21 protein-coding genes are annotated in these 25,063 nt (G+C 43.6%); 11 read left to right on the plus strand and 10 right to left on the minus strand.

The genetic code is table 11. The annotated features are described in order from the left end of the window. The first annotated feature begins 43 nt into the window (after positions 1-43). The gene (gene radC / locus M1L62_RS01410) at positions 44-748 is read left to right on the plus strand and encodes a RadC family protein (RefSeq protein WP_254411214.1); all 705 of its coding nucleotides are present in this window, start codon (positions 44-46) and stop codon (positions 746-748) included. Here the strand turns inward: radC and M1L62_RS01415 are convergent, their stop codons facing one another. The 4 genes from M1L62_RS01415 to M1L62_RS01430 form a co-directional block, all read right to left on the minus strand. After that, complete coding sequence (locus M1L62_RS01415; protein ID WP_254411215.1) at positions 749-1,555, minus strand: PdaC/RsiV family protein; 807 nt, start codon at positions 1,553-1,555, stop codon at positions 749-751. It lies immediately after the preceding gene. Between the two features lie 141 nt (positions 1,556-1,696). Continuing rightward, positions 1,697-2,431 (minus strand): LytR/AlgR family response regulator transcription factor, encoded by a 735-nt coding sequence (locus M1L62_RS01420; RefSeq protein WP_254411216.1) that lies wholly within the window; start codon positions 2,429-2,431, stop codon positions 1,697-1,699. A 105-nt stretch (positions 2,432-2,536) separates the two neighbouring features. Further along, on the minus strand, positions 2,537-3,589 hold the full coding sequence (locus tag M1L62_RS01425; protein WP_254411217.1) for a sensor histidine kinase: 1,053 nt from the start codon (positions 3,587-3,589) through the stop codon (positions 2,537-2,539). A 110-nt stretch (positions 3,590-3,699) separates the two neighbouring features. Further along, entirely contained in the window at positions 3,700-4,344 is a 645-nt protein-coding gene (locus M1L62_RS01430; RefSeq protein WP_254411218.1) for a histidine phosphatase family protein, read from the minus strand. 85 nt (positions 4,345-4,429) lie between these two features. Here M1L62_RS01430 and M1L62_RS01435 point away from each other — a divergent pair, with 85 nt between their 5' ends. From M1L62_RS01435 to M1L62_RS01460, 6 genes are all read left to right on the plus strand, one after another. Continuing rightward, positions 4,430-4,855 carry a hotdog fold thioesterase gene (locus tag M1L62_RS01435; RefSeq protein WP_254411219.1) on the plus strand — a complete coding sequence of 142 codons (426 nt, stop codon included), beginning with the start codon at positions 4,430-4,432 and terminating at the stop codon, positions 4,853-4,855. A 65-nt stretch (positions 4,856-4,920) separates the two neighbouring features. Further along, positions 4,921-6,171 carry a chorismate-binding protein gene (locus M1L62_RS01440; protein ID WP_254411220.1) on the plus strand — a complete coding sequence of 417 codons (1,251 nt, stop codon included), beginning with the start codon at positions 4,921-4,923 and terminating at the stop codon, positions 6,169-6,171. Between the two features lie 152 nt (positions 6,172-6,323). Next, the gene (locus M1L62_RS01445; RefSeq protein WP_254411221.1) at positions 6,324-7,430 is read left to right on the plus strand and encodes an efflux RND transporter periplasmic adaptor subunit; all 1,107 of its coding nucleotides are present in this window, start codon (positions 6,324-6,326) and stop codon (positions 7,428-7,430) included. Between the two features lie 36 nt (positions 7,431-7,466). Beyond that, a complete protein-coding gene (locus M1L62_RS01450) occupies positions 7,467-10,568 on the plus strand; it encodes an efflux RND transporter permease subunit (RefSeq protein WP_254411222.1) in 3,102 nt (1,033 codons plus the stop codon). Positions 10,569-10,610: 42 nt separating this feature from the next. Beyond that, on the plus strand, positions 10,611-11,942 hold the full coding sequence (locus M1L62_RS01455; RefSeq protein ID WP_254411223.1) for a TolC family protein: 1,332 nt from the start codon (positions 10,611-10,613) through the stop codon (positions 11,940-11,942). 870 nt (positions 11,943-12,812) lie between these two features. Continuing rightward, on the plus strand, positions 12,813-13,655 hold the full coding sequence (locus M1L62_RS01460; protein ID WP_254411224.1) for a CvfB family protein: 843 nt from the start codon (positions 12,813-12,815) through the stop codon (positions 13,653-13,655). A 113-nt stretch (positions 13,656-13,768) separates the two neighbouring features. Here M1L62_RS01460 and M1L62_RS01465 read toward each other — a convergent pair whose 3' ends face one another. Both M1L62_RS01465 and M1L62_RS01470 read right to left on the minus strand, forming a co-directional pair. Then, on the minus strand, positions 13,769-15,097 hold the full coding sequence (locus M1L62_RS01465; RefSeq protein WP_374760283.1) for an amidohydrolase family protein: 1,329 nt from the start codon (positions 15,095-15,097) through the stop codon (positions 13,769-13,771). A 51-nt stretch (positions 15,098-15,148) separates the two neighbouring features. Continuing rightward, a complete protein-coding gene (locus tag M1L62_RS01470; RefSeq protein WP_254411225.1) occupies positions 15,149-18,178 on the minus strand; it encodes an amidohydrolase family protein in 3,030 nt (1,009 codons plus the stop codon). A gap of 183 nt (positions 18,179-18,361) precedes the next feature. Between M1L62_RS01470 and M1L62_RS01475 the strand changes: the two genes are divergently transcribed. The 4 genes from M1L62_RS01475 (at position 18,362) to M1L62_RS01490 (ending at position 20,549) form a co-directional block, all read left to right on the plus strand. After that, positions 18,362-18,649, plus strand: a complete 288-nt coding sequence (locus tag M1L62_RS01475; RefSeq protein WP_254411226.1) for a hypothetical protein — start codon at positions 18,362-18,364, stop codon at positions 18,647-18,649. A gap of 79 nt (positions 18,650-18,728) precedes the next feature. Then, positions 18,729-19,382, plus strand: a complete 654-nt coding sequence (locus M1L62_RS01480) for a SatD family protein (protein WP_254411227.1) — start codon at positions 18,729-18,731, stop codon at positions 19,380-19,382. Continuing rightward, positions 19,375-20,118 carry a DUF3307 domain-containing protein gene (locus M1L62_RS01485; RefSeq protein ID WP_254411228.1) on the plus strand — a complete coding sequence of 248 codons (744 nt, stop codon included), beginning with the start codon at positions 19,375-19,377 and terminating at the stop codon, positions 20,116-20,118. Before M1L62_RS01480 ends, M1L62_RS01485 begins: the two co-directional genes overlap by 8 nt. Positions 20,119-20,186: 68 nt before the next feature. Then, positions 20,187-20,549 carry a DUF4890 domain-containing protein gene (locus tag M1L62_RS01490; RefSeq protein ID WP_254411229.1) on the plus strand — a complete coding sequence of 121 codons (363 nt, stop codon included), beginning with the start codon at positions 20,187-20,189 and terminating at the stop codon, positions 20,547-20,549. A 272-nt stretch (positions 20,550-20,821) separates the two neighbouring features. On the opposite strand, the gene M1L62_RS01495 is transcribed toward M1L62_RS01490, so the two are convergent. From M1L62_RS01495 to M1L62_RS01510, 4 genes are all read right to left on the minus strand, one after another. Next, on the minus strand, positions 20,822-22,417 hold the full coding sequence (locus tag M1L62_RS01495; protein WP_254411230.1) for a peptide chain release factor 3: 1,596 nt from the start codon (positions 22,415-22,417) through the stop codon (positions 20,822-20,824). Positions 22,418-22,645: 228 nt separating this feature from the next. Then, a complete protein-coding gene (locus M1L62_RS01500; protein WP_254411231.1) occupies positions 22,646-23,257 on the minus strand; it encodes an inorganic pyrophosphatase in 612 nt (203 codons plus the stop codon). A gap of 43 nt (positions 23,258-23,300) precedes the next feature. Beyond that, on the minus strand, positions 23,301-24,275 hold the full coding sequence (locus tag M1L62_RS01505) for a glycosyltransferase family 2 protein (protein ID WP_254411232.1): 975 nt from the start codon (positions 24,273-24,275) through the stop codon (positions 23,301-23,303). Between the two features lie 64 nt (positions 24,276-24,339). Next, positions 24,340-25,062, minus strand: coding sequence for a tRNA1(Val) (adenine(37)-N6)-methyltransferase (locus M1L62_RS01510; RefSeq protein ID WP_254411233.1), 723 nt, complete (start codon positions 25,060-25,062; stop codon positions 24,340-24,342). Between the last annotated feature and the right edge of the window lies 1 nt (position 25,063).

Consider the following 25,063-nt stretch of genomic DNA (forward strand, 5'->3'; position numbering starts at 1 on the left):
CCTGGCCACACGTTTTCCGTCATAGGACTAAAACAACCATGTTATGTCCGAAGACAACAACTACAATCCCAGAAAAATACTCAGCTGGGCAGAAGAAGACCGTCCGCGCGAAAAACTGATGCTCAAAGGACGCGCCGCACTTTCGGATGCGGAGCTTATCGCCATTCTGATTGGCTCCGGAACGGTTTCGTTATCGGCAGTGGATGTGGCCAAAGGCGTTATGAATTCGGTCAGCAATAACATTAACCAACTGGCCCGGCAGGGCATCAAGGACCTGACCAAAAACAAAGGCATTGGAGAAGCCAAAGCCATTACGATTATGGCTGCGCTGGAACTCGGGCGCAGGCGTACAGACCTTCTGCAAAACGAGCGCCGTCAGGTTAAGTCTTCCGTAGATATTTACAATGAAATGAAACCTCACCTGATGGATAAATTGCATGAAGAATTCTGGATTGTAATGTTAAACCGTGCTAATGAGGTTATCAAGTCCGTCGTGGTAAGTGTGGGCGGAGTATCCGGGACAATTTGTGACCCAAAAATTATCTTCAAACATGCGTTGGAAAACACGGCGAGCGGGATTGTTCTGGTCCATAATCATCCGTCCGGTCAGCTGAAAGCAAGCAAGGCTGATATCAATCTTACCATACAACTAAAACAGGCAGGCCAAATCCTTGACCTGCCTGTGCTTGACCATGTCATTTTTACTGACAAAGGTTTTCTGAGCTTTGTTGACGATGGAATATTCTGACTAAAAGATAAGTTCCTTTTTCACAATGCCTTCCAGCTGTGCATATGGAATTGTAAATGTGACAGGCCCGCGTGCATAGGCCGCAATTTCGTAAGGGTTGTAATAAAAGAACACTCCTTCTTTCGTAAAGGCATAATTGGCCGGAAGGAAAAATTTATGATCAGCAAGGAAATACCCGGCGTCTTCCAGGTTTGTGGTATCCGCTATTTTTTCCAGCTTACGAAATGCTGTTTCCACCTTCTTTAACAAGGCAACCGAGTCAGCAACGAAAGTTTTTACATTCTTTTCTTCACCTGTTTTTACATCAAACAGATAATAGGAACGGAAACTATTGGGATGCGCCCCGCCTGTGAATGCGAAATGATCCAGCTGATACTGAACAATCTTATCAGAGACCATAACCGTATCGCCTTTTACCTCGATAAACCAGCATCCGGGAGCGTCCGGAAACTCAGCTTTCAGTTTTTTATAGTTAGCTGCAAACACTTCGTAGGCCGCTTTTACATTTTTATCCGCGCCGGGCGTAGCCGCTATACTGGCAGAATCCGCCTGCTCATTGATTCTTTCAATGACCTTTCCTGATAAAAAAGTACGAATTTGCGATGAAGCAGAATCGGTTCCGGCTGGCTCCCATAAGTCGATTTTTACGGTAGCACCGTTGTTTCCTGTTGTATCACATTTTCCAAATTCTGTTTTCGTAAATTTGGCCTGTTTGATAGCCGTATTGGTTTCTTCCTTTTTTGAAGAATTACATGCCGAAAAACAAATAATGCCGCTGAGAATTAGAAGGCCTGATAAGAACCGCATAAAGAAAAGTAGTTGATGAAGTGTTATATTTTTGATTGAAACCGGTTTCGGTTTATTACCGGTCGGACGGAAAAAAGCCGTCCGACCGGCGTCTGACCGGATTTCCTGCCGAATGGCTTTTTCTTTTTAAGTTGAGGAATTTTACAAACTCATAAGTTCTTTAAAACGTATCGCCTGGCGACGGGAGATTTCAATTTTATCACCGCCCTGTAAGGTCACCAAAAGGCCGCCGCTAAACCAGGGCTCAATTTTTTCGATCCAGTGCAGGTTAATGATGTGCTTACGGTTCGCCCTGAAATACGTTCCGGGATCAAGACGTTCTTCCAGGTTGTTCAGTGATTTTAAAACCAACGGCTTCTGGTCGTCAAAATGCAGACGAACATAGTTACCCATCGATTCGAACAAACGGATCTTGCCCAGTTTTACAAACCAGCATTTTTCCCCGTCTTTAACAAACACCTGGTCATTTTCACCAAGAATTTTTTCGACACGTTCGTGATTTGAAATCGAAATTTCGGGCATCGCCTGATTTTCTTCGATCCGGTGTATTGTTTCCTTTAAACGCTCCGTGTCAATGGGTTTTAACAGATAATCCAGTGCATTGTATTCAAAGGCCTTGATGGCGTATTCATCATAAGCCGTCGTAAAAATAACCTCGGGACTCTTTCCTTCAATAGAAGATAAAAGCTCAAAACCGTTTTTACCTGGCATCTGAATATCCAGAAACAGCAGCTCCGGCTGGAGGTCATCAATCATCACAAGCGCTTCTTCGGCATTGGCGGCCTCCCCTACGATCTCAATTTTGGTATATGGTTCCAGTAATCTTTTCAGTTCATTTCTTGCTAGGCGTTCGTCATCAACAATAAGGGTTCTCATGGCGGTTTCGGGATTGTTTTATTAAATAAAAATCTTGAATTGTTATTTAAACTTAGTAATCGGTGACTTGTAAAGATAATCGATCTTCCTGTTGAAACTCAAATTTTAGTCAGCATGCAAAAGCTGCATCTGATCCGATAAGGTAGGAATGCGCACTTCAGAGCAAACTACGCCTTCTTTCTCCTGAAATATTTTGAAAGAAGCACCTTTTCCATATAAAATTGAAAGACGTTCTGCTGTGTTTTTCAAACCTACCCCGCCCGAATCCGTACCTCCCAAATTCCCTGTATTCCGGATTTTGATGATCAGAATATCTTCATCAATATCTGAGCTCACGTCTAAAAAACCACCATGCATTTCTTTTGAAACACCGTGTTTGATACCATTTTCCACAAGTGTCTGCAACATCATGGGCGGAACCTGCCAGTAAACAGCCTGCGGATTCGACTCGATGGTATATTTCAAACGGTCCTCATAACGGACTTTTTCCAATTCGAGATAATCCTCAACCGTTTTAAGTTCTTCCTGTAAATCGACCGTTTTACGGCGGTCGGCCAGCAGCGAATTTCGTAAAATATTGGATAATTGAGTAATGCTGATCTGTGCCTTGGAAGGGTCCTCGTACACCAGTGCCCGGATGCTGTTCAACGCATTAAATGTAAAATGCGGATTAAGCTGGGAACGAAGCACTTTTGCCTCTGCTTCGCGCATCGAAGTTTTCAGCATGATCTTTTCAAAATCCGTTAACCGGTTTTGTTCCACATAATGATAAACCGTGTAGGATAATATCCAGGCCAGCAAATTTTTACACCATCCTGCATAATAATTCCAGAACACAAAAGGCTGGTTCATCAGATTTTCTTCCAGGATCCGTTTGTCAAGCGGCAGGTTAACAATCGTCATGATTAGCCCTAAAAGCAAAACCGAAAACCCAACCCGAAGGGCAAGCCTGGGCAAAGGCAAAGTGGACCAGTTCCAGCGACGGATAACCAGACGATACAGATGCGTCAGGGTTATACCCAGCAGAATATTGGCAAGACTGCTGTATAAATTACTACGGTCAAATCCATATTCGAGTGTATACAGTACAAACTCATACATGATGAGTGTTGTCCAGCCTACAATTTGCAGGGTCCAGTATATCTTCCTTTTGGACATGTTTAAAAGTTTACAGCCGGTTTATTCACAACGATGCCACAAAAGTATAGAACCACTGGCAGCTTTCCGTTATAAATACATCAAAGGAATTGCACTCTTACAAACGGTTTTTAAAAGGTTTGAGGTATTTCCAGCGAAAGCAGGTGGGTTGTGTCGTTCTTCACTTCAAGCTCAAATTGCTGGGTATCGTAGGAATAATTGATCCGGTACAGACAAAGATTGCTGTGCTCGTAATCGTCCATGTGAATCAGCGACTGGTTGAAAAGTGTCGTCAGCAGCACACGCATGGCGCGGCCGTGCATGGCAATCAGGATATTTCTTTCGTGTGGACGGGATAAAATGGTTTCGATTACCGGAATCTGGCGTGCACGGACTTGTACAGGGCTTTCTCCTTCTTCGGCAGCACGGTCAAAATCACCGACTTTCCAGGCTAAGACCAGGTCACGGTAATAGGTTGTATCGCCGCTGTTTGGTTCCTTGCCTTCACGAAGTCCCCAGGAGATTTCATTCAGCCCCTCATAACTTTCATAAGGGATACCCTGGTTGATGAACCCGCGGACAGATTGCTGTGTTCGCTGTAAATTGGAAGTATATATTTTATCAAAAGGAACATGTTGATACGCATTAAAAAAAGCAGCGGCCTGCGCCTCTCCCCATTCGTTGAGCATAGAATCTACGCCGCTTCCCTGTACAACTCCTTTACGATTCAGATCAGTTTCACCGTGGCGAATGAGATATATAGACTTTCTTTTCAAAATAATTGTATTATTTAAATATTATTTTTGCAAATACCTTGTTTTTGACTAATATAGCAGGTACAAATTTATATAATTTTTAGATATGTTCACAACATCCATTTCACTTGATGCCATTCATTCTTTTAGTAAGAATACAATTGCCAGTCATTTAGGGATCGAATTCACTGAAATCGGAGCAGATTATATTGTAGCAAAAATGCCTGTGGACCATCGTACACATCAGCCTTTCGGCATTTTGCACGGCGGTGCTTCTGTGGTGCTGGCAGAAACTTTGGGGAGCATTGCTTCGTTCTTATGTCTGAAAGATCCCGACAATCAACATGCCGTTGGCCTTGAAATTAACGCAAACCATTTACGGTCTGCAAAAGATGGATTTGTATACGGACGCGTGACCCCTATCCATGTGGGCAGGACCACACATATCTGGGACATTAAAATTACCAATGAACAAAATAAACTGGTTTGCGTAAGCAGGCTCACAGTAGCAATTGTCAATGCAAACCGCTAACTTGATTTTCGGTAATGCCCTATTGAGATTGCAAGGCGGGTGGCAACCTGTTAAAGATTAACTGAATGATTTCAACACATATAAAAACTGCCCAGTCAATTTTAGAACAATTTGAGGCAGAGCAACTTTGGGAAGCAGCGAAAGAATTGGGATTTCCCTGTGCATTATGGAAGCTTCCGCATACCAACGAAATAAAATTGCTAATCTCGGTCAGGGAAGGCATCCGAAACTGCCAGCCTGATCTGGAAAAACTTTCTCCCGGATTTGTGATCAGTCCGTTTCACTGGAAAGAACAGGAAAATGTTCTTTTTATGGAAGGTGACATCATCGCCGTATACGCAGAAAACGGGCTTTTGCAGCAAATCGAAAATCTGCCTGGCGAAGAGCACCCGGAAGTGATCAGACTTGTCAATAAAGCCGGTGAGCTTAAAACAGAACGGACTGGCAAATCCGCCGGCGATACGTCACTGCTTTTATCTTCACTGCCCGACCACGATACCAAAGCCCGGTTTGAAAGAACGGTGGAGCTGGCCGTATCCGCCATCCGGCAGAAACAATTCCATAAAGTTGTACTTTCAAGAACCAAAGAGCTAACCTATACCGATCAGTTTCAGCCTGCCAAAGCTTTCCAGAAGCTGGCTAAGGCTTATCCGCATGCCTTTGTCTCGCTGGTAAATTTGCCGGATCAAAAAGAGCTCTGGCTTGGCGCAAGTCCCGAAGCACTGGTTCAGCAAAAATCAGACGGCATTTTTAAAACCATGTCGCTTGCCGGTACACAAAAGGCAAAGGATGAAGAAGGAAATCTTATCGCAAAATATGATATCCGCTGGGGACAAAAAGAAATTGAGGAGCAGGCACTTGTAAGCAGATACATTGTCGAATGCTTCAAGAAAATACGATTAAGAGAATACCTGGAAACCGGGCCAAAAACCGTGCTGGCAGGTAACCTCTATCACCTGCGTACTGATTTTGAAGTTGATACCAATGCACTGAATTTCCCGGAGCTATCCTCGGTCATGCTCCGGCTGCTTCACCCGACTTCTGCGGTGTGTGGTGTGCCTAAAATTCCAAGCCTTCAGTTCCTTTCCGAAATAGAGGGTTATGACCGCTCGTTTTACAGCGGTTTTCTGGGACCGGTGCAGGTTGAAGGTGACTCAAACCTGTTTGTAAACCTTCGCACCGTCCGTTTGAAAGACGGAATCGCTACTTTTTATGCAGGGGCCGGCATCACCGAAGACTCTATCCCTGAACGAGAATGGGAAGAGACCGAACTTAAATGTGACACCCTTCTAAAGGTTATCGGAAAAGATTTTTAAAAATTTTTACGATCTGCCATTAAACTTTTATAGTAGAAAACTATCTAAGGCGTATTACCTTTACATAACAGTGCTGAAACCTCACATTTTCTGGCTGTTATCTATTCCTAACGAAATAATAATTCAAAAAGACCCTGAAATAGTACTAATTTATGAATCGTAACCTCCTTTGGCCAAATTATTTATGCCGGTCTTTTTTAGTTAACACAGTTTATTCTCCTCTGATTCTGGCTTTTTCCTGCACTTTTATTTTGTCGTGTGGCGAAAAAAAAGACAATTTTAAACAAGATAAAAGTAAATCCGACCCTACGGTTGTAGACGTTATTATTGCATCACGTGAAAGCGTAAGCGATAAAGTGGAAGTTAACGGAACGGTGGTTGCAAATGAATACGCCGAGCTTCGCCCGGAAGTGAGCGGACTTTTGACATTCCTTGATGTGCCCGAAGGGAAAACGATTCAAAAAGGTACGATTATTGCACGCATCAACAATGCGGATCTGGCAGCTCAGCTCGAAAAATCAAAAGTACAGCTGGAACTGGCAGTTAAAACCGAAGAAAGATTAAAAAAATTAATAGCCATCAGTGGTGTTAACCAGGCTGACTATGACGTAGCCCTAAATCAGGTTAACTCTTTGAAAGCGGATATGGTTTATACGCAGGCATTGATCGATAAAACGATTATCCGTGCGCCATTTACCGGCATTGTAGGTTTGCGTAAGGTAAGTGCAGGAACCTATGTTTCGCCTACGACGGTGATTGCCAGCATGCAGCAGCTCAACAACCTTCGTATTGATTTTACGGTTCCCGAAGTTTATCAGTCGTTTGTCAACAAAGGCAGCACGGTGGATGTGGTTATCGATCAAAAAGGAACGGTTCAGAAAGCAACCATTATTGCAACAGAACCGCAGATCAATCAGAGTACAAGAAATATTACCGTAAGAGCTACTTTGAGCGGAGCGACTTTCAATCCTGGCTCTTTTGCCAAGGTTTATTTGAACGCAGGCGCTCAAAAAAGCAGTATTTTAATTCCGACCAACTGTATCATTCCTGAATCCCGAAATAAGAAGGCTGTTATAGTGAAGGATGGAAAGGCCGTTTTCGTTACCATCGAAACCGGAGTCCGTAAAGCGGACTTTGTGGAAGTTACCAAAGGTATTAATGTAGGAGATTCCGTAGTTGTTTCCGGGGTATTGTTCGCCCGTCCCGATGCGCCAGTGAAAGTGAGAGCAGTAAAAAACCTGAACACATCTGCCGAATAACGGTTAGAAGGTGCCCATTCTTTTGACATCCATCCTATGAATATTTCGGAATTATCACTGAACCGGCCAGTACTTGCCGTGGTTATGAACCTGCTTATCATCCTTTTCGGTGTGGTTGGCTATAACTTTCTGTCACTGAGGGACTACCCCGCCATTGACCCTCCTATCGTGAACGTACGTACAAGTTATACGGGTGCGAATGCGGACATCATCGAAAGCCAGATTACCGAACCTCTTGAAAAAAGTATCAACGGTATTCCGGGGATTAAAACCATCAGCTCATCGAGCCAGATCGGTACGAGTAATATCACCGTTGAATTTAACCTGGAAATTGACCTTGAAGCTGCTGCCAACGACGTTCGCGACAAAGTAAGCCAGGCCCAAAGAAACCTTCCCCAGGATATTGATGCGCCTCCGGTTGTTGCCAAAGCGGATGCCAATAGTGACTTTATTCTTCTGCTCGCAGTACAGAGTCCTTCCAAAGGTCTTCTGGAATTAAGCGAATATGCCGAGAACGTTTTACAGCAAAGTCTTCAGACCATTGACGGGGTAAGTGCTATCAACATTTTTGGACAAAAAAGATATGCGATGCGTATCTGGATTGATCCTGACAAGCTGAACGCCTACAATATTTCATTTAATGACATCAATACCACATTAAGTGCGGAGAATGTTGAGCTCCCTGCCGGTAAAATTTACGGTAATCAGACCGAACTTACCATCCGCACCATGGGAAGGCTCACCACAGAAAAAGAGTTCAACGACCTGATCATCAAAAATGATAGCACAGGCATTGTTCGTCTGGGCAATGTGGCCAAAGTGGAGCTTGGACCCGAGAACGAAGAGCAAAGCTGGAAATACAACGGCGTGTATGCGGTAGGTCTGGCGGTTATCCCGCAGCCTGGTGCCAATTATGTGAAAATCTCCGACGAGTTTAACAAACGTCTTCAGGAAATTCAAAAATCCAATAAATCTGATATTACGTTCAATGTGCTGATCGATAATACCCGTTTGGTGCGTCAGTCTGTGGAAGAGGTGGAAGAGACGCTGATTATCTCTTTCGGACTCGTGGTTATTGTTATTCTGTTCTTCTTTAGAAACTTCCTTGTAGCGGTTCGCCCCTTGATCGATATTCCAATTTCGCTCGTGGCGACGTTTTTCGTCATGTACATCTGTGGTTTCTCTATCAATATTCTGACACTTCTGGGTATTGTTCTTGCAACCGGCCTTGTGGTGGATGATGGTATTGTTGTCACCGAAAATATTTTCCGAAAGTTGGAAGAAGGCCTTCCTATCAGGCAGGCTGCGCTCGAAGGTAGCAAGGAAATTTTCTTCGCGGTTATTTCTACCTCGCTGACACTTGCGGTTGTATTCTTACCGGTGATTTTCCTTGAAGGTTTCGTCGGAAGTCTTTTCCGTGAATTCGGGATTGTGGTTGCTTCGGCCGTTTTAATTTCCGCATTTGTTTCGTTGACGATCACACCGGTACTGAACGTATTTTTGAACAGAAAAAATGCAAGTCATGGCTGGTTTTATAACAAAACCGAACCATTTTTTACAGGCATGGAAGATGGTTATAACAGGTCCTTAAGAGGTTTTATGAAAGCGCGGTGGGCTGCATGGGTTTTGGTTGTTGCCTGTTTGGGCATTATCTACTACACCTACACTCATTTGCAAAGTGAGCTGGCGCCTATGGAAGACCGCAATAGTGTGCGTTTGAATATGTCCGCGCCGGAAGGTACCAGCTTCGACCAGATGCAGAGCATTTCTGACGAAGTGGTTAATTATTTGAACGATTCCATTCCGGAGCGCCAGTTTGTATTTTCATCTACACCTGGTTTTGGTGGAGCTGGGGTAAATGCATCCTCGGGTCGTATCGGATTGGTACCGGCTCAGGACAGAAAAAGAAGCCAGAACGATATCGCAATGGCGATTAACAAAAGACTTCCAAAATTCAATAACGCCAGAATATTTGCCGTTCAGGAGCAAACCATTGCGGTGGGTATCGGTTCACGCGGGGCGCTTCCGGTTCAGTTTATTCTTCAAAATCTTGATTTTGCGAAGCTTACCGAGGTAATGCCTAAATTCCTGGAAGAAGCGAGAAAAGATCCTGTTTTTCAGAATGTTGACGTAAACTTAAAGTTTAATAAACCGGAAGTATTATTGACAATAGACCGCCTGAAAGCACGCGATCTGGGACTTTCTACAACAGATGTGGCCGCAACGATCCAGGCTGCATTCAGCGGAAGACGTCTGGCCTATTTCATCCGGAATGGACAGCAGTATCAGGTAATCGGACAAGTTGAGCGGTCGGACCGCGACAAGCCAGCCGATATTGAAAAATTATATGTGCGTAATGATCGCGGCCAGAATATTCCTTTGAGCGCTGTCGTGAAAATGGAAGAACAAAGTGGTCCGCCAACAATTTATCACTACAACCGTTACAAAAGCGCGACAATTTCCGCTTCTCTTGTAGAAGGAAAAACGGTTGGCGATGGTGTGGTAGCCATGCGTAAAATTGCAAGCAAACTTCTGGATGAATCCTTCCAGACTTCGCTAAGCGGCCCATCACGTGATTTTGAAGAAAGTTCTTCGAACACCAGCTTTGCATTCGGACTGGCATTGTTGCTTGTCTATCTTGTACTGGCGGGTCAGTTCGAGAGTTTTACGGATCCTTTTATCATCATGATCACCGTACCGCTGGCACTTGCGGGAGCACTTTTGAGTCTGTATATCTTCAATCTGACGATCAACATTTTCTCTCAGATCGGTATGATCATGCTGATCGGACTTGTGACGAAAAATGGTATTCTTATTGTAGAATTTGCCAACCAGAAACGGGAACATGGCATGGCCAGGCTTCCGGCGGTTATAGAATCGGCAACCCAACGTTTACGTCCGATCCTGATGACCAGTCTCGCCACCGCTTTCGGCGCATTACCGATTGCGTTGAGTCTTGGTGCAGCAGCTACCAGTCGTGTACCGCTGGGTGTGGTTATCGTGGGTGGTCTTACCTTTTCGTTGATTCTGACCTTGTTTGTAATTCCTGCGATTTACACTTTTATATCGCCTAAACATAACAAACACAGAGAACAAACCGCCGCGGCCGAGGAAGCAGCTGCCGCCGCCGTTGTTTAGATCCTAAATCATTTAATAATCATAAGTCAATATTGGTTTTGCATGAACCCGCTAACAAACCTGAATATCAGTATAAAAATCGCTTGTCTTCTTTTGCTGACCGGTGCGCCGGCCATTTGCAGCAACAGTGCCGACTCTCTTCAGATCACGCTGGACGAGGCGATTTCTATTGCTTTGAAAAACAGTCTTGAAATACAGATCGCCAAAAATGATGTGGAAGCCAATACCTTGTTGAATAACTATGGAGTAGCCGGCGGATTACCAACAGTCAATGCCAATGCTTCCAATACCGAACAGATTCAGAATATCACCCAGGAACTTCAAACCGGTGCGGGGACAAAACGCCGCGGGGCAGAAGGAAATAATACCAGTGCAGGTATTACGGCCAGCCTTCTTTTATATAACGGAAAGAGAGTTGTAGCTACTAAAAAACGTCTGGCCGAGTTGCAGTATCAGAGCAGTGAGGTCTTGAATTCTCAGATTCAGAATACGATCGCTGCCGTCATGACGAGTTATTATGACGTTGTTCGCCAGCTGAGTTACATCAATACAGTTAAATTTTCAATCGCGGCTTCACAAAAGAGGCTTGAAATTATCGAAGTCCGCAAAACGGCCGGAATGGCCAATAACGCGGATTTGTTTCAGGCACAAATTGATCTGAACACGCTGAATCAGACGCTGATCACGCAGCAGTTGGCTGTGGACGTGGCTAAGTCTGAGTTATTGAGATTGCTTGCCCTTGATCCAAAATCGCCCGTCGCCATAAAAGACACGATTCTGGTTGAACAAGGTTTGCAAATAGACAATGTCCTTGATAAACTTGCAGCCAACGCAGACATCAAGGCGGCAGAGAATCAAATCCGTATTTCGGAATTGATCGTCAAAGAAACGGCTGCATTGCGTTACCCTACTGTAAGACTGAACCTTGGTTATAACTATACCCGAAATCAGAGTACAGCGGGTTTTACGCTGTTAAACAAAGTTACTGCCCCTAGTGCGGGTGTTACCCTTGCCGTCCCGATTTATAACGGCGGCGCTTTTAAACGTCAGCAGCAAGCAGCTCAGATCAACTCGTCATCAGCCAAAACGCAAAAGCAGATTCTGGTCCGGGATTATTCCGCGCAGGCTGTAAAAATGTTCCAGACTTATCAAAGTTCTCTGGAACAACTCGAATCTCAGAAAGCAAATTACAAGTTAAGCCAACAGCTTTTGGATCTTACTTTGCAGCGCTTTCAGCTTATTCAGGCTACGATTATTGATGTAAGAGAGGCTCAGCGAAGTTTCGAGGAGGCTGGCTATCGCCTGATTAACCTAAACTACGCAGCTAAATCATCCGAAATCGAATTAAAAAGATTAACCAATACGCTGATGTAAGCCGTTAAGGTTTTTCTCAGTAAACATCGCAGGTATTCATTTAAACCATCTAAGACACCAGAGTTTTACCTTAGGACATAAAAACTAAGGTTCTCTCAGGTTTCTCAGATGGTTTAATTATTTCAGATCGGTCAACATTACGATGGGAGGATCTTTTATCGAAGTAAACATTAACAACCATTTAAGATCCCGAGTTTTCACCTTGGCATAAAAAACTAAGGTTCTCTCAGGGTTCTCAGATGGTTTAATTATTTCAGGTCGGTCAACTTTACGATGGGAGGATCTTTTATCGAAGTAAACATTAACAACCATTTAAGATCCCGAGTTTTCACCTTGGCATAAAAAACTAAGGTTCTCTCAGGGTTCTCAGATGGTTTAATTATTTCAGGTCGGTCAACTTTACGATGGGAGGATCTTTTATCGAAGTAAACATTAACAACCATTTAAGATCCCGAGTTTTCACCTTGGCATAAAAAACTAAGGTTCTCTCAGGTTTCTCAGATGGTTTAATTATTTCAGGTCGGTCAACTTTACGATGGGAGGATCTTTTATCGAAATAAACGTTAACAACCATTTAAGATCCCGAGTTTTCACCTTGGCATAAAAAACTAAGGTTCTCTCAGGTTTCTCAGATGGTTTAATTATTTCAGGTCAATCAACTTTACGATGTGAGGATCTTTTATCGAAATAAACGTTAACAACCATTTAAGATCCCGAGTTTTCACCTTGGCATAAAAAACTAAGGTTCTCTCAGGTTTCTCAGATGGTTTAATTATTTCCGGGGAGATTACATCTTCGGTGGTGACGCGAGAATAAGGTGGTAAATACCGGTTTATAGCGTTACCTTTGCAGCAAACTTAGAGACAGAGAATGCTTTTTATAGGAAAATATAACAACCTGACCATCCTGCGTGATACCAGCGTTGGTTTCTTTTTGGGGGATGTAGAAGGTGAAGAAGTGCTTCTTCCCAACAAATACAAAACAGATGACATGCAGATTGATGATGTTATCAGGGTTTTTGTATACAACGATTCGGAAGACAGGCCGGTAGCAACCACGGAAACACCAAAAATTGTACGTAACGAATTCGCTAACCTGGAAGTAAAGGATGTCTCGGAACACGGGGCATTTTTGAACTGGGGATTAGAAAAAGACCTTTTTGTTCCGTTTAGAGAACAAACTACGCCGATGGAAATTGGTGAGTGGCACGTTGTTTTTTTATACCTGGACCAGAAAACGTCGCGTTTGATTGCTACCACAAAGCTGGATAGATATCTGGAAAACGAACGTCTGCTTGTTAAAGAGGGCGATGAGGTCGATTTGCTGGTTTGGAAAAAAACAGATCTTGGCTATAATGTGGTGGTAAACCAGTTTCATAAGGGACTTATTTATGCGAACGAGGTCTTCAAAACCATTAATATTGGAGATTCTCTGAAAGGTTATGTAAAAAAGATCAGAGACGAAAACAGGCTCGATATCAGTCTTGAAAAACAAGGATATGAAAATGTGGTGGAACCAACTGCCCAGCGTATTCTTGACGAACTTAAAAAGAACAACGGGTTTCTGAATCTGTCAGATAACAGCGCTCCCGAAGACATTAACAGGCAACTTGGAATCAGCAAAAAGGTTTTCAAAAAAGCCATTGGAGGTTTGTACAAACAGGGTTTGATCCGTATCGCCAGCGATGGAATTTATTCGCTGACAGAAGATTAATTTGTTTGGTCACCAGGTTACGCAGAGTTTAAGAGCAAAAAAGAGAGCCACAGAGATTTGTTTTCTCTGTGGCTCTCTTACTTTTACCTCTGTGGTTCTCTATGCAACCTAAGTTACTTTTGCCCGTATTTTTCTTTATACTTTTCGTAAAGACGTTTTTGTTTGTCATCCAGGTTAACTTTTCCTCCTTTGATGAAAACCATCTGGACAGCGTTTCCGCGCATGTCAAGCATATCGCCCGTTGTTACGACTAGAGATGCCTGTTTGCCTTTTTCCAAAGTTCCCACATACTGCTCTACACCAAGTATTTCAGCAGGATTTTTTGTGATAAATTGCAGCGCCTGCTCAGGAGTAACATCACTGAAACCAGCTGACGTTCCAGCCAAAAACGCAAGGTTACGTGTTCTCCACCACTCGTCAGCATAAGTGATTGCAACTTTCACGCCGGCCTTTGCCAGTATTCCCGGAAGCTCATAAGGAAGATAAACATCGTCGTCAGTTCCATTGGGCAGACGATGCAAAGGATTCAAAATCACAGGAATCTGATTATCTTTCAAAAATGCCGTCACCTTATTGGATTGGTCGCCACCTACAATTACGATCTTTTTCAATCCAAATTCCTGAGCAAATTTCACCGATTCAATAATATCCTTGGCATAATCCGCACGGATATACAGATTAGTCGTTCCTTTGAAAAGATCTCTCATGGCTTCCAAACGCACATTTACCGGACTTGGCTTCGCCGTCTCTGCATAAGCTTTGGCCTGGGAAAAGGTACTGCGGAATACGTCGATGATTTCCTGACGTTTCTCGTTTCTCTTTACAGAAACAGAAAAATCCTCATAGTTAAAGCTACTGGACAAAAACGGAGGCCAGTTGATCCAGATACCATCATCTTTTTTCAACACAGCATCTTCCCAGTTCCATCCATCCGAGTAAAATACCGAAGACGATCCTGAAATAATTCCACCCTGCGGAACGGCCTGAGAAAGCAGAATTCCCGTGTTACGCAGGGTAGGAATAACTTCCGAGTCGGTGTTGTAAGCAACCAGTGCCCGTACGTGCGGATTAATTTCTCCGACTTCGTTGTAGTCCAGTGTCGCGCGCACCGATGCGATTTCCTGAATACCAACCGTGGTGTTCATGGAAATAATACCCGGGAAAATATGTTTCCCTTTCACGTCAATCACTTCTGAGTTGCTGCGATCGAGCGTCGCACCGGAAGCGGCCACCTGCGTAATTATTCCTTTGTCAAAAGAAATGATCCCGTTTTCGATAACCTGCCCGTTGCCCAAGTGGATTGTTCCGCCAGTCAGAATAATAGGTTTTGTCTGCGGCTTGGCTGGGGCCGGGTTCTGCGCATAGCCGGCAAAATTAAGACAGAAAATCGCCGCCATGCTGAGCAGACCAGATGTCGCCTTTATATATTTTTTTGTTTTCATAAGACAGTTAAAAAATGAGTAAATGATGGAAGGTCAGACAAAAAATTCCCTTTATTTTCCTTCCTCATGTTCTGCATGAACACCGATGATATCCTCGCAATGCCACATACGAGGCTGAGCCGCCTGTGGTTTTTGTGTCGGTTTTCCATCGGCTTTGTCGCTTAGCATTTTTTGGATGATACGCTCACGCTCCAACGTTATTTTAGCCTGTTTTGCAACATCTTCTTTCCGGTCAAAATAAACCGTTCCTTCAATCATGGTGAACTCTGGACGGGCGTAAATTGACAGTGGGTGCGCATTCCAAAGTACCAGGTCAGCATCCTTGCCAGCCTTAATGCTGCCCATTCGATTGTCAACATGCAAAAGTTTTGCAGGATTTAAGGTCACCATTTTCCATGCCTCCTCTTCCGGAACACCTCCAAAAGTTACCGTTTTGGCTGCTTCCTGATTTAATCTTCTGGCCATTTCCGCATCATCAGAGTTGATTGCCACGGTAATTCCTTCGTGATACATCAGCGCCGCATTGTAAGGGATAGCTTCTTTAACCTCCATCTTGTAAGCCCACCAGTCTGCAAAAGTAGAACCGCCGATATTACGGTTTTTCATTTTGTCGGCCATCTTGTAACCTTCCAGAATATGCGTAAAAGTATTGATCTTAAAGTTCAGTGAATCCGCTACGTGCATCAGCATATTGATCTCCGACTGCACGTAAGAGTGACAAGTGATAAAACGCTGGCTATCCAGAATTTCAGCCAGTGCTTCCAGCTCCAGATCCTTACGCGGAACTTCAAGACCTGTTTTTTTGGCAGCGCTGTTGTAATCCTTCCAGGTTTTGGCATACTCTTTCGCTCTGATAAAATGATCAAAGTAAACCTGTTCAACCCCCATTCTCGTTTGTGGGAAACGCACGCGTGCTACATCGCCCCAGTTCGACTGTTTTACGTTTTCACCCAAAGCGAACTTTATCGTTTTAGCTTCGGGAATAAGCATTTCTGACTGGGTGGCTCCCCATTTCAGTTTTACCAGAGCACTTTGCCCGCCAATCGCATTGGCAGACCCATGAAGCAAATGTGAAGTAGTAACACCACCGGCAAGCTGGCGATAAATATTGACATCATCCGGGTTAATCACGTCACTCATACGCACTTCTGCGGTGCTCGACTGCGAACCCTCATTGATCGCAAATAACGCAATGTGCGAATGCTCATCGATTATTCCGTTTGTCAAATGTTTTCCGGTGCCATCCACGGTACGCGCACCCGCTGGTGCTGATAATCCCTTACCCACTTTTGCAATTTTTCCGTTCTGGATAATCACATCAGCATTTTGCAAAATACCATCCTTCTCGTTGGTCCAGACTGTCGCATTTTTTACAAATATGGTTTCAGATTTTGGCAATTGTTCATTTCCCAAACCAACAAAAGGATAAACAATCACTCCTGTCTCCTTCACTTTAAGTGAGGCTGTATCCTTTTTGGCAACTTCCTTATAACTTTCGGTCAGAGTTGCGTTCCAGATCACCGGCGCACCATTGGGTAAAACACCTTCTCCGGATAATCCTTTTCCTGCGATCCAGCCCGTAAGTCTCACCGTTCCCGGATTTTTCTTTTCGGGTTGGTAGGTCATCGTCAGCAGCTCATTGGCAAGAATCACCTTTGGCGTGATCTTAACTGTATCTTTTAAGATAATCTTGTATTCAGGTTTTTCAACGGAACCTGATATTTCAAGCTTGCCCGTTGCTTCCCTGTTGACCGAAAAAGAATAATTACCCCGAAAATCAGGAGCGTTTAACGGTGCCACAATGAATTTTTTCCCCTGAATCCAGTTTTCATAAATCACGTTTTCCTTGCTGAACAGATCATCCGACGTAATCAAAAAATTCGCGAGTAATCCGGCCTTTAAACTTCCAACTTGTCCGTCGGCTTTTATAAGTTTGGCAGGGGTGCTTGTCAAAGCTTCCAGTGCCTTTTCTTTCGGTAAACCATACTCGATAGCTGTCCGTATTTTCGCCCAGAAGTCAGCCTTATTTTTTAAATCCGCAGCGGTTAGTGCAAAAGAAACACCTCCTTTTGAAAGGATTGAAGCATTGGCAGGCGCCATTTCCCAGTGTTTAAGCTGCGCAACGGTAATAACATCGGCATCCCATGGGTCACTCACATCGTAAGCAGCAGGAAAATCGAGCGGCAAAATCAACGTAGCCTTAGTGCCTTTAATCTCATCCAGCCGCTGATATTCATCTCCTCCACCTTTGATGATATACTGAAACCCAAATTCATCCCCGATCTTGTCTGCCCGAAGAACGCTGTATTTGTCTTTGGTTTCGAAAAAAGAAGGCAGCCCTTTGATCTGATTAAATGCATCCAGAGAAAGGTTTGTTTCCTTCACCTTACCACCCTTTGCATACCAGTCTGCATCATAATAATTCTGACGTAACAACGCAACGGCACCCATTCCGGATGAAGGATAATTCTGTGTTGAACTTCCTTTGCTAAAAGAAAAATGCGCCGAAGCCTTCCCGTTTAACAAAGCCTTGTTTGCAGACTCGTCAGTAAGCGTTACCACCGCGCCATTCCCGCGCACAATCCCGTCATGCTGATGCGTAAGTACTGTCCCAAAGCCAATTTTTCGCAGGTCGGCTGCTTTTTTGTTATCCGTGGTAAAAATATTGCTGGCATCTGTTTCAGGCTGAATAGACTGGTTCCAGCCAAATGCACCTTTTTTATTGGATTCTAACTGAGGTGTCTGACGACCACCGCCGCGCTGATCGCGTTTCACTTCCGGCATCCCATAGTCAGAATCCAGGTCGATAAGCGATGGATAAATATATTTACCTTTCAGATCCACAACAACGGCACCCGCAGGAATTTTAACCTGCTTGCTTACTTCGCGGATCACTCCGTTTTCGATCAGTAATGTCCCGTTTGGAATGGTTGTTTTGGAATCCACCACGATTGTGGCATTGGTAAAAGCAAATTGCCCTTTTCTTTCATCATAGGCACCATTACGTGGAAACGTTTCCTGCGCATGGCACAATGAGGTCAAGGTTAGTCCAAATACTAACGTTGATAATTGTTTAATCATAGATTTAAGTGATTTTAAAAATTAGTTAAGGAATTTTTGTCAATCCAACTGTTGATAAGACAATATACAATGAAAACACGTAATACAGCGCTTAGAGCCCCGTATTACAATATCTGTACAATCTGTACTTGGAATTTCAATATTGGTTCGTTTTTTTGTGTTCAGAATTACTTTTAAATCCATATGACATACGATCAATTCATTTCAAGTCTTACCCAGCCCCAACCGCCCAAAGAATTACCCGTTTTACTAAAAGCACTTTGGTATGATGCCAACGATAACTGGGAAGCCGCTCACGATATCGCCCAAAGCAGCGAGGGAACAAAATCCTATGACCGCCTGCACGCGTACCTACACCGGGTTGAAGGCGATACCTGGAATGCAGGGTATTGGTACCGGCGTGCTGGTGCCGATGTCTTTAAGGGCTCGTTGAAAGAAGAATGGCAGTTTCTGGTTGAATCTTTAATTTAATATACATAAGTCAAAAACCTTATATGTAATAAATATAAGCCAAAATACTTATATTTGAGTATTATAAGATATATAACTTATGTCAGAACAAGCAGGATATCGGGCAGTAATTACCGCAGACATGGTGAATTCAACCCATTTTTCTAATGAAGATACTGGAAAGTGGCTGAAAGGATTAACAACTGTTTTGAGTAAAAGCCATCATTTCCAATGGTTATTAGCACCTGAAATTTACCGTGGCGATAGCTTTCAAGGTGTTTTAAAGGATCCCAGAGACGCATTGCATGTTGCTGTTTTATCCAGAGCTATCATGAAATCTTTCGCAGTACAAAGTGACCTGAGGGTTGCGATCGGAATAGGGAAAACCGACCTGATAACAGACCGTGCCGGCACCTCTGATGGAGAAGCATTTAGGCTATCCGGACATCTGGCAGATCATATCCGTCAGCAAAAAGCGAGGATTGGCATTGCATTACCCTACGATTCAGAGCCTTTAAATGCAGTTTTAGGCCTACTGGAGATATTAATTGAAAACTGGACAGTTGCCCAAAGTGAGGTTGTTGCTGCTTTAATCCAAAAACAGACTATCAAACAGATCGCAGAAAGCTTCTTCATCAGCCAGCCTGCTGTAAGCCAGCGTGTGGCAGCAGCTAACTGGTGGGCACTTGAAAATTTCCTAAGCTCTTTCCCTGAATATCTCACACACTATACAAACCTGAAAAATAATGCTTGAATTTCTGTTATTATTGCTTGCCCACGTTCTCTCTGATTTTTACTGGCAACCAACAAAATGGGTTGAAAGCAAGAGACAAAAATCTTTTCGGTCAAAATACCTTTACGCGCATGTAAGCGTGGTGATACTAACCTCTTACATTTTCCTTGGCCACTGGACTAATCCCCTCCCGGCAATTTTACTTGGGATCGCGCACGGCCTGATTGATATTGCAAAACTGGAATGGGATAAAAAAGAAACCGCCGGCTGGTTTATCGGCGATCAAATAGCGCATTTAATAACGATTTCAATAACTGCCGTTATTCTTACCAGCAGCATTCCGGCAGAAGTGATTAACCTCAAGGAATTAATTCATAATAAAAAATTCGTCGCCATACTGACCGGTGCATTTCTCGGCCTTTCACCCGTCTCATTTCTGGTAGGTATATTAACCAAGCCATGGCGTGACGAACTCGATAAACTATTGCCAAACGCGGATGACAATCTTGCGAATGCAGGCCGCTGGATAGGCATGTCTGAAAGATTATTAATTTTCGTCTTCGTGCTTTTAAGCCAATATCCTGCAATCGGATTTCTGATTGCTTCAAAATCGCTTTTGCGCTACAATGACAAAACCGTAGTCGGCGAGGTTCCTCCTACTTACATCAGCAAGAAATCAGAGTACATTCTGGTTGGAACGCTGTTAAGTTATACCGCCGCCATCAGCATAGCACTCGCGACAAGATTATTTTATTAAATAAACTCGTCGCGATTAAACCTTCTTCATAAATCCCTCTCTAAGACTGGTATCTAAACTTTAAAACCATGAGAAAAGGAATAATCGCCATGATGCTGGCGTTCGCAAGTATCTCCGCTTATGCGCAACGGGACAATGCCAAATTGACCCCGGAAGCAAGAGCAGAAAACCAAACCAAGTCACTGACCGAAAGTCTGGGCCTTACAGAAGAGCAGCAAAAACAGGTTTATACCCTGAATTTAACGCGTGCCCAGAAAATGGAAGAAATGAGAAATTCGCAGGATGTGGACAGATCGAAAATGAGAGAGTCTATGGAAGCGTTTAACACAGAACTTCAAAAGGTATTGACACCTGAACAACAGGAAAAATACAAAACCGTGATGGAAGAACGCAGGAAAAACGGGGGAGCAGGCAGAGGTCCGAGAAACTAGATTCCGGCCAGTCATTACAAAAAAGGAGTTCTGATTAAATTAAAACTTAGTCAGAACTCCTTTTTTACGTTTGTATCACCCTTTCAGGGTTATGGCAAAAACTCGAAAGCTTATTTTGCTATGATATTATCAACCCTTCGGGTTTATCTCAAAAAGCATAAACCCGAAGGGTTGATAATAGTGTAGCCATCAGGAAACAGCTGGCAAACGTCAACCCGGAACGGGTGACAGAATAATGCTGACCAATGCTTTTCTGTCAAATATTTAAACATCTACAACGCCACTTCCGTCTTAAACTCCGACGTAAAATGGAAATGTATTTTCGGGTTATTCTCGCGGTTCATACGGATCATCCAGTCTGATTCTGCGAAAAATACCGGGTTACGGTCTTTATCAAATGCAATCTGGTTTCCTTTCAAACGGATAAATTCGTCCATTGCTGGTTTTTCATCGGCTGTTAACCAGCAAGCGCGTGTTACGTTCATAGGCACCCAGCGGCATTTTGCACCATATTCATGTTCCAGACGATACTGGATTACGTCAAATTGAAGCTCTCCTACCGTTCCAACGACCTTGCGATTTCCCAGGTCAAGATTGAATAACTGGGCCACACCTTCGTCCGTCAGCTGCTGAATACCTTTTTCCAATTGTTTTGATTTCATTGGATCCAGGTTGATCAACTCCTTGAAAATCTCGGGAGAGAAACTTGGGATACCGGCAAAATTGAAATTTTCACCTTCTGTTAAGGTATCGCCAATTTTAAAATTCCCCGTATCGTACAAGCCGACAACATCTCCCGGGAAACCTTCGTCCATCACACTTTTATCCGACGCCATGAAAGTAAACGGACTGGCAAAACGCACATCCTTGTTTAGCCTTACGTGGTGATAAAAAGTTCTCCGCTCAAATTTACCCGAACAAATCCGCAGGAAAGCGATACGGTCGCGGTGGCGAGGATCAAGGTTTGCGTGAATTTTAAAGATAAAACCACTGAATTTTTTCTCCGTCGGTTCAATCTCACGAACATCCGTAGCACGTGGCTGTGGAAGCGGAGAAATTTCACAGAAGGTATCCAGAAGCTCCTTGATACCAAAGTTATTGATCGCACTACCAAAGAAAACCGGAGCCAGTTCTCCTTTTTCATAAGCTTCTTTTGAAAACTGGTCATAAACACCTTCTACCAACTCCACATCCTCGGTCAACTGCACAGCGTCTTTCAGCCCAACAAGTTCTTCCAGTCTGTCGTCGCCCAGGTTGATTTCAACAACGTTACTTTCAATTTTGGTTTTATTGATCTTAAAGAAATACAGTTTCTGCTCAAACAGACTGTAAACTCCTTTAAAATCGGCGCCCATGTTAATCGGCCAGGTAAGCGGACGCACACGAATTCCCAACTTCGTTTCAAGCTCATCAAGAAGCTCAAACGGATTCTGGCCTTCCCTATCGAGTTTGTTTACAAAAACAATCACAGGGGTATTCCGCATCCGGCAAACCTCCATAAGCCTTTCCGTCTGCTCTTCAACACCTTTTACGCAGTCAATAACCAGAATAACGCTATCCACAGCTGTCAGCGTACGATAGGTATCTTCGGCAAAGTCCTTGTGACCCGGTGTATCCAGAATATTGATCAGCAGATCACGGTATTCAAAAGTCATTACCGATGTTGCAACCGAAATACCACGCTGCTTCTCGATTTCCATGAAATCGGAAGTGGCCGTTTTCTTGATTTTATTCGATTTTACCGCACCAGCCGTTTGAATGGCACCTCCAAAAAGCAGAAGCTTTTCTGTCAGAGTCGTTTTCCCGGCATCCGGGTGACTGATGATCGCGAATGTCCGCCTTTTCTTAATTTCCTCTATGTTACTCATTATGTTATTTTATATCCTGCCGCTACCGTGGGAGTTGATTTTCAGATTGAAATATAAAACCGCAAAGCCTGGCGACAGGCACGAAAGATTCCCTTTTTTCAAAATTTTGCACAAAGATACAAATAAACATAGCCGCTCCGTATCCGGAGCGGCTATATTATTAACTGTCAGTATGCTTGATCCAAGCTAAACACCAACTTTCATAAGTACCTGGGGTAATTCAGGTATTCAGTAGAAAGAATCTTTGTAATCTTCAACGGATGTAAGAATTACCTCATGCGCTTCCTCACGACCATAAACATTGGTAATTTCGATGTGTGCCTTTTCACCCGGAAGGTTTTTATAAGTAAGGAAGTAGTGCTTCAAACGCTCAACAATTCCTTGTGGCAACTCGCTCAGATCAGCATATCCGCCATAAACTTCGTCACCTTTCAAAACCGCGATAATTTTATCATCAGCCTCTCCGCCATCGATCAAACGGATACCTCCGATTGGTTTTGCCTCACACATTACATCACCGTGTGTAATGATTTTTTCGCACAACACCAGGATATCCAACGCATCGCCATCACCTTCTGTTACGTCTCTTCCTGATCTTTCACGGGCAAGAGCGGCAATTTTGTCAGCGCAATAAGTTTTAGGAATAAATCCGTAAAGCGCAGGAACAATATTGGAATATTTTTGAGGACGGTCAATTTTCAAATAACCTGTCTGCTTGTCAATTTCGTATTTTACAGTATCCGTAGGAACGATTTCAATAAATGCGTTTACCAATTCAGGTGCATTTTCCCCCATCGGAATTCCATGCCAGGGGTGGGCTTTGTGTACGTTTGCGTTCATTATTTGGTAATATGTATATGATCTTTTTAATTCTTTATTTTAGTTATTCTCCGGCCTTTTCAGAAATCAGATAATCGCCTGTTTTGGAAATGGACTGTTTCACAAATAATTCTCCCAGAAATCCGGCGAGAAATAACTGCGAGCCGACCATGATCGCTACAAGCGCCAGAAAGAACAGCGGATTTTCTGTAACGTTACGATACTGTTCGTGAGAAATGTAAATTTTATAAATTTTCGTTCCTAACAACCAGAAGGCAATGACCGTTCCAAGAAAAAACATAAGTGTTCCAAGACTACCGAACAAATGCATCGGGCGACGACCAAATTTATTGACGAACGCAATCGAAAGCAAGTCCAGGAACCCAAAAACGAACCTTTCAAGGCCAAATTTTGTGTAACCGTATTTTCTTGCCTGGTGCTGAACAACTTTTTCGCCGATCTTTCCAAAGCCATTCCATTTGGCAATAACAGGAATATAACGGTGCATTTCACCATAAATCGTGACATTTTTAACCACGTCTTTACGATAAGCTTTCAGCCCGCAGTTAAAATCATGCAGCGACACGCCGGAAATACCCCGGGTAGCCGCATTGAAAATCTTGGTTGGAATTGTCTTGGTGATCGGATCGTATCTTTTCTTTTTCCAGCCCGAAACCAGATCATACCGATCCTCTTTAATCATCCGGTACAGCTCAGGAATTTCGTCAGGACTATCCTGCAAATCAGCATCCATGGTAATGACAACATCGCCGCGCACCGCCTGAAAGCCAGTTTGCAGGGCAGCTGTTTTTCCATAATTGCGCACAAACCGTTTACCCCGGATATTGGGATTTTTCAATGAAAGCTCACATATTACTTCCCATGACCGGTCTTTGCTTCCGTCATCGATAAACAGGATTTCATATGTAAAATTATTTTCAGTCATCACGCGCGCAATCCACTCACTAAGCTCTGGCAAAGACTCCTCTTCATTGAAAAGGGGGATAACAACGGAAATCTGAATAGCTGAATTGGTCATGAATAAAGTACAAGGGTGATACCTACACACCCGTATTAACGTGCAAAGTTCGTGTTTTTCCTGATCAAAATATCAAATAATAGTCTTTCATTAATTTCTGAAACTCCGGATGATAGGTTCTGCCATCTTCGTCGTATATCAACAAATCCTGGTTAACTACCCTATTATCAACGAGTTCAAGTTTAGAAAAAACCATTACCAGACGAAATGGCTTCTTATCTTTTTGATGGAACAAAGTTAGTTTTCGCTGTAAAAACCATCCCGCTTTCCCGGCAAGCTCCTGAAAAATAATGCCTTCATCCACCGGGAGCAGGATATTCCATTTTCCATTTGCGGTCAGTAACCTGTCCACCGATTCCAGCAAATCATCAAAAGTGAGCGATTCTGAATGATGGGCCTGGTTTATTTTCAGATCCGGCGAACGCAGATCCGACTGAAAAAATGGCGGATTGGTAACGATGCAATCATATCGCTCATCCGAAGAAAATTCCTGAATGGCCGCATTGAGAACCGCTATCCCGCTTTTGAAAGGACTGTTTGCAATATTCTCCTGAGCCTGCGCATAGGCGTCAGTATCCAGTTCTACGGCCTCAATCCTGGCAGCAGCGCTTCGTTGCGCGATCATCAGCGACAGCAAACCCGTACCCGCACCAATATCCAGAATTCGTTCTGCGTTTTCAACATCAGCCCAGGCTCCCAATACGCAGGCATCCGTGCAGACTTTCATCGCACACTGATCCTGATTGATCGTAAATTGTTTGAACTTAAAAAAGGAATTTCTGGCCATG

This window comes from Dyadobacter diqingensis, assembly GCF_024220585.1.
Classification (GTDB): domain Bacteria; phylum Bacteroidota; class Bacteroidia; order Cytophagales; family Spirosomataceae; genus Dyadobacter; species Dyadobacter diqingensis.